The sequence below is a fragment of the Stenotrophomonas sp. LM091 genome (assembly GCF_001806305.1).
Taxonomy (GTDB): domain Bacteria; phylum Pseudomonadota; class Gammaproteobacteria; order Xanthomonadales; family Xanthomonadaceae; genus Stenotrophomonas; species Stenotrophomonas bentonitica_A.
The window spans coordinates 1,610,289-1,623,829 of sequence record NZ_CP017483.1; the positions used below are offsets into that span (position 1 = coordinate 1,610,289).

12 protein-coding genes are annotated in these 13,541 nt (G+C 67.0%); 7 read left to right on the forward strand and 5 right to left on the reverse strand.

The features are described 5' to 3' along the window. The first annotated feature begins 145 nt into the window (after positions 1-145). Entirely contained in the window at positions 146-724 is a 579-nt protein-coding gene (locus tag BIZ42_RS07035; protein ID WP_026069847.1) for a DUF1415 domain-containing protein, read from the forward strand. After that, positions 715-1,515 (forward strand): SDR family oxidoreductase, encoded by an 801-nt coding sequence (locus BIZ42_RS07040; protein ID WP_070425979.1) that lies wholly within the window; start codon positions 715-717, stop codon positions 1,513-1,515. The genes BIZ42_RS07035 and BIZ42_RS07040 overlap by 10 nt, the downstream gene beginning before the upstream one ends. 135 nt (positions 1,516-1,650) lie before the next feature. Here the strand turns inward: BIZ42_RS07040 and BIZ42_RS07045 are convergent, their stop codons facing one another. Together BIZ42_RS07045 and BIZ42_RS07050 are read right to left on the reverse strand one after the other, a co-directional pair. Then, the gene (locus BIZ42_RS07045) at positions 1,651-3,684 is read right to left on the reverse strand and encodes a M3 family metallopeptidase (protein ID WP_070425980.1); all 2,034 of its coding nucleotides are present in this window, start codon (positions 3,682-3,684) and stop codon (positions 1,651-1,653) included. Positions 3,685-3,802: 118 nt separating this feature from the next. Further along, positions 3,803-4,915 carry a PLP-dependent cysteine synthase family protein gene (locus BIZ42_RS07050; protein WP_019183654.1) on the reverse strand — a complete coding sequence of 371 codons (1,113 nt, stop codon included), beginning with the start codon at positions 4,913-4,915 and terminating at the stop codon, positions 3,803-3,805. Positions 4,916-5,026: 111 nt separating this feature from the next. On the opposite strand from BIZ42_RS07050, the gene gloA reads away from it, so the two are divergent. Further along, complete coding sequence (gloA, locus tag BIZ42_RS07055) at positions 5,027-5,554, forward strand: lactoylglutathione lyase (RefSeq protein ID WP_070425981.1); 528 nt, start codon at positions 5,027-5,029, stop codon at positions 5,552-5,554. A 48-nt stretch (positions 5,555-5,602) separates the two neighbouring features. On the opposite strand, the gene BIZ42_RS19255 is transcribed toward gloA, so the two are convergent. Then, positions 5,603-5,965: a hypothetical protein gene (locus BIZ42_RS19255; RefSeq protein WP_083279810.1), complete on the reverse strand. Its 363-nt coding sequence runs from the start codon at positions 5,963-5,965 to the stop codon at positions 5,603-5,605. Between the two features lie 148 nt (positions 5,966-6,113). Between BIZ42_RS19255 and BIZ42_RS07065 the strand changes: the two genes are divergently transcribed. The 3 genes from BIZ42_RS07065 (at position 6,114) to BIZ42_RS07075 (ending at position 9,377) form a co-directional block, all read left to right on the forward strand. Then, the gene (locus BIZ42_RS07065) at positions 6,114-6,548 is read left to right on the forward strand and encodes a VOC family protein (RefSeq protein ID WP_070425982.1); all 435 of its coding nucleotides are present in this window, start codon (positions 6,114-6,116) and stop codon (positions 6,546-6,548) included. Between the two features lie 74 nt (positions 6,549-6,622). Further along, complete coding sequence (locus BIZ42_RS07070) at positions 6,623-7,927, forward strand: putative DNA modification/repair radical SAM protein (RefSeq protein ID WP_070425983.1); 1,305 nt, start codon at positions 6,623-6,625, stop codon at positions 7,925-7,927. Position 7,928: 1 nt separating this feature from the next. After that, on the forward strand, positions 7,929-9,377 hold the full coding sequence (locus tag BIZ42_RS07075; RefSeq protein ID WP_070425984.1) for a UdgX family uracil-DNA binding protein: 1,449 nt from the start codon (positions 7,929-7,931) through the stop codon (positions 9,375-9,377). Positions 9,378-9,436: 59 nt separating this feature from the next. Here BIZ42_RS07075 and BIZ42_RS07080 read toward each other — a convergent pair whose 3' ends face one another. Further along, a complete protein-coding gene (locus BIZ42_RS07080; RefSeq protein WP_070425985.1) occupies positions 9,437-9,868 on the reverse strand; it encodes a CBS domain-containing protein in 432 nt (143 codons plus the stop codon). A 346-nt stretch (positions 9,869-10,214) separates the two neighbouring features. Continuing rightward, positions 10,215-12,056 carry a glutamine--fructose-6-phosphate transaminase (isomerizing) gene (gene glmS / locus BIZ42_RS07085; protein ID WP_070425986.1) on the reverse strand — a complete coding sequence of 614 codons (1,842 nt, stop codon included), beginning with the start codon at positions 12,054-12,056 and terminating at the stop codon, positions 10,215-10,217. 203 nt (positions 12,057-12,259) lie between these two features. Here glmS and BIZ42_RS07090 point away from each other — a divergent pair, with 203 nt between their 5' ends. Then, positions 12,260-13,525 carry an efflux RND transporter periplasmic adaptor subunit gene (locus BIZ42_RS07090; RefSeq protein WP_019183646.1) on the forward strand — a complete coding sequence of 422 codons (1,266 nt, stop codon included), beginning with the start codon at positions 12,260-12,262 and terminating at the stop codon, positions 13,523-13,525. Positions 13,526-13,541 lie beyond the last annotated feature (16 nt).

Consider the following 13,541-nt stretch of genomic DNA (forward strand, 5'->3'; position numbering starts at 1 on the left):
CCGCTGGATGGATCACTGCAAGTGATTGCCGGATAAGGAATTTCCAGCATGACCGGTGTCCAGTTAATGGACAGTGGAGCCGATCGGGCGTCCACTTCACCGGCGCGCCGTACAATCAACGGCCCCGCCAGCGACCCCGCCCGCCATGAACGATGCCTTCCTCACTGCCACCCGCGACCCCATTGCCGAGACCCGGAAATGGCTGGAGCAGATCGTGATCGGCCTGAACCTGTGCCCGTTCGCCAAGGCGGTGTACGTCAAGGACCAGGTGCGGTTCGTGCTCAGCGATGCGACCACGCCGGAGGCGCTGGTCGAGGAACTGGCCGAAGAGCTGATCCTGCTGCGCGACACCCCGGCCGAGCAGATCGACACCACCCTGATCGTGCACCCGGACGTGCTGACCGATTTCCTGGAGTACAACGACTTCCTCGACAACGCCGATGCAGCGATCGAGGCACTGGATCTGCAGGGCATCCTGCAGGTGGCCAGCTTCCATCCGCAGTACCAGTTCGCCGGCGTGGCCCCGGATGACGTGAGCAATTACACCAACCGCGCGCCCTACCCGACCCTGCACCTGCTGCGCGAAGACAGCGTCGAGCGCGCGGTCGCGGCCTTCCCGGATCCGGACGTGATCGTGGAGCGCAACATCGAGACGCTGGACAAACTCGGCATCGAAGGCTGGACGCGCCTGCTGGGCCGCAACGAGATGCCGCCGTGTCATTGACCCCGACCCTCCTCGACTGGCCGGCACAGCCGCTGCGCGACCGCGTGGTGGTGATCACCGGGGGTGCGCAGGGCGTGGGCCGCGGCATCGCGCAATCGGTGCTCGGCGCGGGCGGCAGCGTGATGATCGCCGACCTGGATGCCGATGCCGGCAAGGCCTGCCTGAAGGAGTGGGCGCTGCCGGAGCGCGCGGCGTTCCAACGCGCGGACGTGGCCAGCGAACGCAGCGTGCAGGCACTGGTGAAGGCGACGCTGAAGCGCTTCGGGCGCATGGATGGCCTGGTCAACAATGCCGGCATCGCCAGTGCCCATGGCACGCCCCTGGCGCAGATGCCTCTGGCCGAGTGGCAACGCCGCCTCTCCAGCCTGCAGGGCGCCTTCCTGTGCAGCAAGCATGCCCTGCCCGCCCTGCGCGAGCATGCCGGGGCGATCATCAACATCGCCTCCACGCGTGCCTGGCAGTCCGAACCGGACAGTGAAGCCTACGCCGCGGCCAAGGGCGGGCTGGTCGCCTTCACCCATGCATTGGCGTTGAGCGAAGGGTCGGCCGTGCGGGTCAACAGCATCAGCCCCGGCTGGATCACCACCGATGCCTGGCAGGCGCCCTCACGGCGACGCACGCCCAAACTGTCCCGTCGCGATCATGCGCAGCACCCGGTCGGCCGCGTTGGCCAGCCGCCGGACATCGGCGCACTGGCGGTCTTCCTGCTCTCGGACCTGGCCGGCTTCATCACCGGCCAGGACCACATCGTCGACGGCGGCATGAGCCGGAAGATGATCTACGCGGAGTGATCAACGTGCCGCGGTAGCACACGCGATCCCGCTGCCGGGTAGTGCCGGCCGCTGGCCGGCTCCTCACGCTGCATGACACCCCACCCGTGGGCAGGGTGCAGAGCCGGCCAGCGGCCGGCACTACCGTAACCGGGGTCACACCATCCCGTTATGCCGCAGCAGCGCGTCCACTGTCGGCGCGCGGCCACGGAAGGCGGCGAAGTTCTCGGCCGCACTGCGGCTGCCGCCCCGTGAGAGCACTTCATCGCGGAAGCGCTGGCCGGTCTCGGTCACGTTGTCCGGGGCCTCCTCGAACGCGGCGTAGGCATCGGCGCTGAGCACCTCGGCCCATTTGTAGCTGTAGTAGCCGGCCGCATAGCCACCGGCAAAAATGTGGCTGAACTGGTTGGGGAAGCGATTCCACGCCGGCGGCCGGTTGACGGCCACTTCATCGCGGACGCGTTCCAACAGCGCCTGCACGCTGTCCTGGGTCGGATCGAACTCGCTGTGCAGCTGCATGTCGAACAGCGCGAATTCCAGCTGGCGAACGGTAAACATGCCGCTCTGGAAATTGCGTGCGGCCAGCATGCGATCGAACAGCGCACGCGGCAGCGGCTCGCCGGTGGCCACGTGTGCGGTCATCGCCTGCACGCGGTCCCATTCCCAGCAGAAGTTCTCCATGAACTGGCTCGGCAGTTCCACCGCGTCCCACTCCACCCCGTTGATGCCGGCCACGCCCAGCTCACCGATGCGGGTCAGCAACTGATGCAGGCCGTGCCCCATCTCATGGAACAGCGTGGTCACATCGCTGTGGCTGAAGGTGGCCGGCTGCCCTTGTGCACCCTTGCCGAAGTTGCAGACCAGGTACACCAGCGGCGTCTGCACGCCGGCGGCGGTCTCGCGGCGGTTGCGGCAATCGTCCATCCACGCGCCACCGCGCTTGCCTTCGCGCGCGTACAGATCCAGATAGAACTGGCCGACCAGCGCGCCCTGCGCATCGACCACGCGGAAGAAGCGCACATCCGGGTGCCACACCGGCGCGCTGTCCGGCTGCACCGCCAGGCCATACAGGCTGCGGATCACACTGAACAGGCCGTCCAGCACCTTCGGCTCGGTGAAGTACTGCTTCACGTCCTGCTCGGAATAGCTGTAACGCGCCTGTTTCAGTTTCTCCGCGGCAAACGCCAGGTCCCACGCCTCCAGCGCGCCCATGCCCAGCTCGTCGCGCGCGAAGGCCTCCAGCTCGGCACGGTCGCGCTGCGCGTACGGCTTGGCACGCGCGGCAAGATCACGCAGGAAGCCCAGTACCTGCGGCGCATCCTCGGCCATCTTGGTGGCGATCGAGTACTCGGCGTAGTTGGCAAAGCCCAGCAGCGTGGCCAGCTCCGCGCGCAGCGCCAGTACGCGATCGATGTTGCCGCTGTTGTCCAGCGTGGCATCGCCGAATTCAGACGCGCGGATCGCATTGGCGCGGTACAGCGCTTCGCGCAGCGGGCGATGTTCGGCGTAGGTCTGCACCGGGATGTAGCACGGCATCTGCAGGGTCAGCTTCCAGCCGGCCAGGCCCTCCTTCTCCGCGGCAGCGCGGGCCGCGGCGATCACATCGTCCGGCAGGCCGGCGAGCTCGGCGGGGTCCTGCACGTGCAGCGACCAGGCATCGGTCGCATCGAGCACGTTCTGCGAGAACGTCGCCGACAGCGCGGACAGCTCCTCGCGGATCGCGCTGTACCGCGCCTTGCCGGCGTCATCGAGTTCAGCACCGCCCAGGCGGAAATCGCGCAGCGCGTTCTCCAGCACTTTGCGGCGTGCCGCGTCGTACTGCGCCGCTTCGGGCGCGTCGGCCAGGGCACGGTACTGCTGGTAGAGCGCCAGGTTCTGGCCCAGCGCGCTGCCGAAGCGCGTCACCTTGGGCAGGTTGGCGTTGTAGGCCTCGCGCAGCGCCGGGGTGTTGACCACGGCCTGCAGGTGGCCCACCTGGCCCCACGCGCGCCACAGGCGCTCGGTGGCGTCATCCAGCGGCTCGGCGAAGCTCGCCCAGGTCACCGGGGAGACCGTTTCGGCGGTTTTCACCGCGGCTTCGGCGTCGGCCAGCAGGGCATCGATTGCCGGGGCGATGTGCTCGGGCTGGATCGCATCGAAACGCGGCAGGCCGGAAAAATCGAGCAGAGGATTGGTGGGGGTCACAGGCATCTCCAGACAACGGGGCCGCTGCAGCGGCATCGCCCCACGATATGGCATTGCCCCCCACCCCACACAAGCCCCCGGGGTACGCCGATGGGCCCGGTTCACGCCCGCCCGGGCGCCCCGCTCAGTACAGCGCTTCCAGCGAGACGCACGGCAGCACCGGCAGCCCCTTGCCCGCCACCGCGGCCGCAAGCACCGCATCGGCGCCGTCCACGTCGATGGCCTGTTTCGGGTACCACTCCGGGTTGTAGTAGCTGTGTGCGTAGCGGTCACCGCTGTCACACAGGATGGTCACGATCGAGCCGCTGCGGCCCGCATCGCGCATCAGCTGCGCGGCCTGCAGCACGCCGATGAAGTTGGTGCCGGTGGAGCCGCCCACGCGGCGCCCCAGTTGGCGGCTGACGTGGCGCATCGCGGCCAGGCTCAGCGCATCGGGCACTTTGACCATCGCATCGACGCTGGTCGGAATGAAGCTCGATTCCACCCGCGGCCGGCCGATGCCTTCCACCCGCGAACCGCCGCTGCAGGTCAGCTCACGCCAGGGTTGCCCGGCCAGCGCAGCGCAGTAGCCATCATAGAACACGGAGATTTCCGGGTCCGCGCACAGGATGCGGGTGTCATGGCGGCGGTAGCTCACGTAGCGGCCCAGCGTGGCCGCCGTGCCGCCGGTGCCCGGGCTGCACACGATCCACTCGGGTACCGGATGCGGCTCCTCGGCCATCTGCTTGAAGATTGATTCGGCGATATTGTTGTTGGCGCGCCAGTCGGTCGCGCGCTCGGCGTACGTGAACTGGTCCATGAAATGGCCGCCGGTTTCGCGGGCCAGCGTTTCCGAATCGGCGTTCAGGTCGCAGGCGCGCTCCACCAGATGGCAGCGGCCCCCGTGGAACTCGATCGCCGCGATTTTTTCCGGGGAGGTGGTGGCCGGCATCACCGCAATGAACGGCAGGCCCAGCAGCCGCGCGAAATACGCCTCGGACACAGCCGTGGAGCCGCTGGAGGCCTCGATCACGGGGCGCCCCTCACGCAGCCAGCCATTGGCCAGTGCATACAGGAACAACGAGCGTGCCAGGCGATGTTTGAGGCTGCCGGTCGGGTGGCTGGACTCGTCCTTGAAATAGAGGTCGATGCCCTCGAACCCGGGCAGGTCCATCGGAATCAGGTGGGTATCGGCCGAACGGTTGAAATCGGCGTCGATCTTGCGGATGGCCGCAGCCACCCATTCACGCTGGGACATGGATGAACGCTGGTCAGGAAGACACACCATTCTACCTGTCACGTGGCCCGGCCGGGACCGGTAAAATGAGGGGTCCGCCGCGCTGATGCGGCCCTGCCCCCAGGAATCCCCATGAGCCTTGCCGCCCTCCAGAACTCTCCCGGCGTCGCCGCCACCGTGCCTGCCGAGACCGCCGGGTTCGTGTTCAACCACACCATGCTGCGCGTCAAGGACGCCACGGCCTCGCTGGATTTCTACACCCGCGTGCTGGGCTTCCGCCTGATCGACCTGCGCCACTTCCCCGAGGCCGAATTCAGCCTGTACTTCCTCGCCCTGCTGCCGGCCGGCACGCAGATTCCCGAGGGTGACGATGCCCGCCGCGTGTGGATGGCCGGCATCCCCGGCGTGCTCGAGTTGACCCACAACCATGGCACCGAAAACCAGGACGGCCCGGTCTATCACAACGGCAATGCCGACCCGCGTGGCTTCGGCCACATCTGCGTGTCCGTGCCGGACATCCAGGCCGCCTGCAAGCGCTTCGATGAGCTGCAGGTGCCTTACCAGAAGCGCCTGGAAGACGGCCGCATGAAGCACCTGGCCTTCATCAAGGACCCGGACGACTACTGGGTGGAGATCATCTCCAACACGCCGATCGCCTGATTCCTGCGGCGGCGCAACGCACCGGCACCGCTCGGTGCGTTGCCGGTGCTACGGCTCGACCTGGAACTCGAACGCCGCATAGAACGGCGCCTTCGGTGGCAGGAACAGGGTTTTCCCGGCGAAGCCTGCGTCCACGCAGCGTGCAACCGCCTCCTCGCCCTCGCGCCACGTGCGCACCACCCGGCCCTGCGCATCCAGCTGTAACACCACGGTGAACGCGGCCAGCGTCTGCGGCGCGGGGGTCGGCATGCAGCGCGTGAAGGCGGCACCCCCAACCTCGCTCATGCTGTCCACCATCGCCGTGTACGCCGCCGGTTCGAGGCTGGCCTCATCACGTTGCGCCCAGGCATGCGCCTGTGGGTAGCCCGCGTCGCCGGCGACCGCCTGGGCCATCATCACCATCCACAGCATCGTGCCTCCTCCGCCTGCGCGTTCATGGCGCCAGCACGCAGCGTAGGTCACTGCGCGGGCCGGCGGAAGGGCCGCCGCCGGCACCGCCCTGCGCAACGCTGTGTCCGGTGGTATATCTGCGTCCCATCCCACCCTCTGTGGAGCCGGTATGGAAACGATGGAACTGCACCGCGGCCGCCTGATCGATCACCTGCAACTGGTGGTCAGGGACTTGGCCGCCAGCCGCCGCTTCTACCAGGCCGTGTTCGACACGATCGGCATCCCGATCGCCGGCGAGGGCGACACGTATTTCTGGGCCGATGAGCTGTTCATTTCCACGCCGGACAGCGAGGCGGCCCTGGGCCAGCTGACCGGCCGCCATCATCTTGCCTTCCAGGCCCGCGACCGCGCCACCGTGGAGGCCTTCCACCACGCGGCGCTGGCCAACGGTGGCAAGGACAACGGCGCGCCCGGCGAGCGCCCCTACCATCCGGGGTATTACGCCGCCTTCGTGCTGGATCCGGATGGCAACAACATCGAAGTGGTGTTCCATGGGCCGGCCGACTACAGCGCGGATTCGGTGAAGGTGAGCTTCCAAGGCTGAGCCGGAAGCTGAATTCTTCAGGGATGCATTGAAGCGTCTCACTGGATGAGATCGTGCCCCGGTACGGTCTTTCCATGGAGACGATCCGCAAACTGGCCATCCTTGCCGATGCCGCGAAATACGATGCGTCCTGCGCCTCCAGTGGTGCAGGCAAGCGCGACTCGCGTGCCTCGGGCGGCATCGGCAGCACCGAGGGGATGGGGATCTGCCACAGCTATACGCCCGACGGCCGGTGCGTGTCGCTGCTGAAGATCCTGCTGACCAACTTCTGCATCTACGACTGCGCGTACTGCGTCAACCGTGTCTCGAGCAATGTGCAGCGTGCGCGTTTCAGCGTGGAGGAAGTGGTCGCGCTGACGATGGATTTCTACAAGCGCAACTACATCGAAGGGCTGTTTCTCTCCAGCGGCATCATCCGCAACGCCGACTACACCATGGAGCAGATGGTGGAGGTCGCGCGCGTACTGCGCGAGGAACGCCGCTTCAGCGGCTACATCCACCTCAAGACGATTCCGGAAGCCTCGCCCGAACTGCTCGCGCTCGCCGGGCGACATGCGGACCGGCTCTCGATCAACATCGAGCTGCCGACCGAGGCCGGGCTGGCCAGCTTCGCGCCGGAGAAATCACTGCCCTCGATCCGCGGGGCGATGGGTGAGCTGCGCTGGCGCATCGAAGAAGCCAAGGAAGCAGGCAAGGCCCAGCCAGTGGCCGGCGCAGCATCGGCGCCCGTGCCCGCGCCTTCGGCACGCGGCCGCCGCGCGCGCGCGCCGCGTTTCGCGCCGGCCGGCCAGAGCACGCAGATGATCGTCGGTGCGGACGGTGCCAGCGACCAGCAGATCCTCGGCGCGGCCGACAATCTGTATGGCAACTACCGGATGCGCCGGGTCTACTACTCCGCGTTCAGTCCCATCCCCGATGCCAGCAAGGCCCTGCCCCTCCAGGCGCCGCCGCTGGCCCGCGAGCACCGTCTCTACCAGGCCGACTGGCTGCTGCGCTTCTATGGTTACGGCGTGGACGAGATCACCAGCACCACCCAAGGCGGGATGCTCGATCTGGATATCGACCCGAAGATGGCCTGGGCGATCCGCCATCCCGAACGTTTCCCGGTGGATCTCAACCTCGCCCCCAAGGAGCTGCTGCTGCGTGTACCCGGGCTGGGCGTGCGCAACGTCAAGCGGGTGCTGATGGCACGCCGTCATGGTCGGCTGCGCGTGGCCGATGTGGCGCGCCTGCGCGCACCGATGAGCAAGCTGCTGCCGTTCGTGCAGTTGGCCGACCATCACCCGCACCGCGCACTCGACGACCCGGCGGCGTTGCGTGCCCGGCTGGCCCCTCCGCCACAGCAAGGCTCGCTGTTCCCCGACACGGCCGCGCACTGAGATGGCGCGCTGGAGCGTGCGGGTCGACCCGGTGTGGTCGCTGGAGGCGTGGCGCTCGGCTGCGCGGTTGGCGTTGCGCCACGCCGTTGCGCCGGATCAGCTGGACTGGCTGCAGGGCGAGGACATTTCGCTGCTGGATGCGCCGTCATTGCCGGCGCTCGATGATTCCGTGGTCTCGGCCGAGGCACCGATCCACGTGTCCAAGGCCTTCATCGAGCTGGCCGCCACCTGCCTGTGCCATCGCGATCCACAGCGGATGCCACTGCTGTACCGCATGCTCTGGCGCATCACCCACGGCGAGCGCAGCCTGCTCTCCAACCCGGCCGATGCGGACGTGCTGCGGGCGATGGCATTGAGCCAGGCGGTGCGCCGCGACACGCACAAGATGAAGGCGTTCGTACGCTTCCGCGAGGTGCCGGGCGAAGACGATGCGTTCATCGCCTGGTTCGAGCCCGAGCACCATATCGTCGACCGCGTGGCACCCTTCTTCGCACGCCGCTTCGCCGGGATGCGCTGGGCGATCCTCACGCCGGGGCGCAGCGCACACTGGGATGGACAGGCGCTGTCGTTCGGTCCCGGCGGCCGCCAAAGCGATGCGCCTGTCGATGATGCCCGCGAAGAACTGTGGCGCACCTATTACGCCAACATTTTCAATCCGGCGCGGCTGAATACCCGGATGATGCAGCAGGAGATGCCGGCCAAATACTGGAAGCACCTGCCGGAGGCCGCGTTGCTGCCGCAGCTGGTGCGGGACGCTGGCGACCGCGTGCAGGAGATGCACGACCGCGAAGCGCAGGCACCGCGTCGCCGCATCCCCCAACCCGCCTCGGGCTTGCCGGTCGTCGCGAAGGCTGCACCGGCCACGCTCGATACCCTGCGCGACGCCGCGTCGGCGTGTCGCCGCTGCCCTCTGTGGGAACCGGCCACGCAGACCGTGTTCGGTGAGGGCCCGGCCGACGCATCGATCATGCTGGTGGGTGAGCAACCCGGCGACAGCGAGGACCTCAGCGGGCACCCGTTCGTCGGCCCGGCAGGACAGCTGCTCGACCGTGCGCTGCGCGAGCTGGGGATCGAGCGCAGCGCGCTGTACATGACCAATGCGGTCAAGCACTTCCGCTTTGAACGGCGCGGCAAGCGGCGCATCCACAGCAAACCGCAGATCACCCACGTCAACGCCTGCCGGCCGTGGCTGATGGGGGAGATCGAAAACGTGCGACCGCAGGTGATCGTCTGCCTCGGTGCTACCGCGGCGACGGCGGTGTTCGGTGCCGGCTTCAACCTGATGGCGAACCACGGACGCTGGCACGTACTGGATGACGGCACGCGCGCCTTCGCGACGGTGCATCCGTCGTGGGTGTTGCGGCAAACCGGTGATGCAGCGCGCGATGGGGCCTATCAGCTGCTGAAGGGCGACCTCCAGCAGCTTGTCGAGGTCAAACGCATACGCTGACCTCGTCCGGGGTTGCCAGCCAGCGGCCGGCAATGCCCGTCAGTGCGGACCAGGCAGCGTCAGTGCGCTGCCATGTAGATGTCCTGCAGCACCGCTTTTTCCAGCTCGAGTTCACTGAGCAGGTTCTTGACGATGTCGCCCAGGCTCAGGATGCCGACCAGCGTGGCGCCCTCGGTCACCATCAGGTGACGATGGCGGGAATACGTCATCAGCGCCATCGCCTGCTTGAGCGTCGCATCCGGGCCGATGCCTTCCAGCCCTGCCGACGGCAGGCTGGAAATGACGCGTCGGCCGGCCTGGGGACCATCTTCCGCAAGGCTGCGCACGATGTCCTTCTCGGACACGATCCTTACCGGCGCATCGTCCTTCATGACCACCAGGGCGGCGATCTTGTGCGCGCTCATTTTGTGCGCGGCGGCACCGATGGTGTCTTCCACATCGATGGTGACGATGGCTTCTTTCTTGGATTGCAGGAGTTCGCGGACGTTCATTCTTGTTTCCTGTTACAGGTTACTGAAGTCGAGAGATGCGCCTGATTGCAGCGAGGTCGGTGGCGATGCCACGCAGTCCTCGGTCACTCGATTCTACGACCGCACCCTGGGCCAGGAGTTTGCAAATCTGGGACGGTTCGTCGTGGAAAGCAGTGGACGACCCCGAGAATGGCACCGCCAGTAAAACCGTCGCTGAATGCCTCCGCGGCCCACGACTAAAGTTCCACGCCCCCCTGCCGCCGGTAGAGCCACCGCGCGGCGCAACCGACGAACACGGTTACCTGACACCCACAAAAAAGGGGGCCGCGCGGCCCCCTTCTCCACATCCACAACGCGACGCGCGCGTTTATTCCACCGTCACGCTCTTGGCCAGGTTGCGCGGCTTGTCCACGTCTGTCCCGCGAGCCAGTGCGGTGTGGTATGCCAGCAGCTGCACCGGCAGGGTATGCACGATCGGGCTGAGCACACCGGCGTGGCGCGGGGTGCGGATCACATGCACGCCTTCGGACGCGACGAAGTTGCTGTCCTGGTCGGCGAACACGAACAGCTCACCGCCGCGTGCACGCACTTCCTGCATGTTGGATTTGACCTTCTCCAGCAGGCTGTCGTTCGGCGCGATCACCACCACCGGCATGTCCTCATCCACCAGCGCCAGCGGGCCATGCTTCAGCTCGCCGGCCGGATAGGCCTCGGCGTGGATGTACGAGATCTCCTTGAGCTTGAGCGCGCCTTCCAGTGCGATCGGGTAATGCAGGCCCCGGCCGAGGAACAGGGCGTTGGCCTTGCGTGCGAAGCGCTCGGCCCAGGCCGCGATCTGCGGCTCCAGGTTCAGCGCGTGCTGCACGCTGCCGGGGAGGAAACGCAGCTGTTCCAGGTAGTCCGCTTCCTGCGCGGCATCGATGCGGCCGTGCAGCTTGCCCAGCACCATGGTGAGCTGGAACAAGGCAGCCAGCTGGGTGGTGAACGCCTTGGTCGAGGCAACGCCGATCTCGGCACCGGCGCGGGTGTAGCAGACCAGTTCGCTGGCGCGCGGAATCGCGCTCTCGGGCACGTTGCAGATCGAGAGCGTGTGCAGGTGGCCGAGCGACTTGGCGTACTTGAGTGCTTCCATCGTATCCAGCGTTTCGCCGGACTGGGAGATGGTGACGATCAGGTGCTTCGGGTTTGCGTAGGCAGCGCGGTAACGGTACTCGCTGGCGATCTCCACGCTGCACGGCAGGCCGGCAATGGATTCAATCCAGTAACGCGCGGTCAGGCCGGCGTAATAGCTGGTACCGCAGGCGAGGATCTGCACGCCTTCGATGCCCGACAGCACGGCCTCGGCGTTCTTGCCGAAGAGCGTGGCCGGGAAGCCACCGGCATCGATCGCCGCTTCGATGGTGTCACCCAGCGCACGCGGCTGCTCGTGGATTTCCTTCTGCATGAAGTGGCGGTACGGGCCCAGTTCCAGCGAGGCCAGCGACACGTCGGACAGATGCACATCGCGCACGATCGGCTGGTTGTGCTCGTCGTAGACCTGCACGCTGTCGCGGCGGATGTCGGCCGTGTCGCCTTCTTCCAGGAAGATCACCGTGCGGGTGGCCTGGATGATCGCCGAGACATCGGAGGCCACGAAGTTCTCGCCCTCGCCCACGCCCACCAGCAGCGGACACCCCATGCGGGCGCAGACGAAATGGTCCGGCTCGGCACGGCTCATCACCGCCAGCGCATAGGCACCGGTCAGTTCCTTGACCGTGCGCTGCAGCGCCGACAGCAGGCTGTCGCCTTCCTTGAGGTGATGGTGCATCAGGTGCGCGATCACTTCGGTGTCGGTCTGCGACTCGAAGGTGTAGCCCAGCGCGCGCAGCTTCTCGCGCTGCTCTTCATGGTTCTCGATGATGCCGTTGTGCACCAGCGCCACACCGTGACTGATGTGCGGGTGTGCATTGGCCTCGGTCACGCCCCCGTGGGTCGCCCAGCGGGTGTGGCCGATGCCGAGCAGCGACTGGAAGCCTTCGCTCGCGGCAGCCTTCTCCATCTCCGCCACCCGGCCGGTACGGCGCACGCGTCGGACATCGGGTTCGGCGGCGGTGGTATCGATCACGGCGATGCCGGAGGAATCGTAGCCCCGGTATTCCAGTCGCTTCAATCCTTCGATGAGTACCGGTACCACGTCGCGATGGGCGATCGCTCCCACAATGCCGCACATAGATTCAGATCCCTGCTGGTAAGCCTCGCATTCTAGCGTGGCGGCCCCGGCGGCTTGGGCGCTGTCGGCTTAACGAAAGTGTCCGGTCAGGTGTCCGCGGACACATGGACACCGACCGCTTTTTGCAAGCTGTTGTTTCCAAAGGGCTAAAAGTTGGCACGGAGTCTGCTTGGTACTCCACAACCCAACCGCGAACGAGCCCGATGATCCGCGACACTTCCGCCCAGGACCAGACCCTTTCTTCGCACGCCGCGCCCGCCCCGTGGAAGCGCTGGCTGTGGCCGGCGGTCGCCGCGCTGGTCGTGCTGGTGGCGATCGGCTTCGCCGCCCGCGCCTGGCTGGGGGCCAGCCGCTCCTACGACAGCGCCCGTGTCCGCATCGCCGAGGTCACCCGAGGCGACATGGTGCGCGACATCGCCGCCGACGGCCGCGTGATCGCCGCCAACAACCCGGTGCTGTATGCGATTTCCGCCGGCAACGTGAACCTGAAGGTCGTGGCCGGTGATGTGGTCAAGCAGGGCCAGGAACTGGCCGTGATCGACAGCCCCGAGCTGCGCAGCAAGCTGGCCCAGGAACAGGCCACGCTGGCCGGCCTGCAGGCCGAGGCAAGCCGCGCGACTCTGGATGCGACCCTGGCGCGCGCCACCGCGCAGAAGGACACCGACCAGGCCGTGATCGAACGCCAGGCCGCGGTGCGTGACCTGGAGCGCTACAAGCGCGGCTTCGATGGCGGCGCGGTGCCGCAGGTGGACGTGGCCAAGGCCGAGGACACCGTCAAGAAGAGCGACATCCAGCTCGAGCACGCCCGCAAGGACGCCATGCTCAAGGCCCAGGGCGCCGATCTGGATGCGCGCAACAAGCGCCTGCTGGCCGATCGCCAGCGCGCGGTGGTGACCGAAGTGGAGCGCCAGGTGGACGCGCTCACGCTGCGTGCGCCCTTCGATGGCCAGGTCGGCCAGGTGCAGGCGACCCAGCACACCAACGTGGTCGCCAATGCGCCGATCCTGGGCGTGGTCGATCTGTCGCGCTTCGAGATCGAGATCAAGGTGCCGGAGAGCTTCGCCCGCGAGCTGACGATCGGCATGCCTGCGCAGCTGACCGGTGGCAGCGGCCAGTTCGCCGGCGAGATTTCCGCCGTCTCCCCGGAAGTGGTCGCCGGCGAGGTCAATGCCCGCATCCGCTTCGCCGACAAGCAGCCGCAGGGCCTGCGCCAGAGCCAGCGGATGCAGGCGCGCGTGCTGCTCGATACCCGCCGCAACGCACTCAAGATCGAGCGTGGCCCGTTCGTCGAACAGGGCAACGGCTACGCCTATGTCATGGATGGCAGCCATGCCGTCCGTCGCCCGGTCAAGCTCGGCGTGAGCAGCCTGGGTGAAGTGGAAATCCTCTCTGGCCTGCAGCCCGGCGACCGCGTCGTGGTGTCCGGCAGCGATCTGTTCGGCGATGCCGAGCGCGTCTCCATCAACTGATCCAGTCCCTTTCGAT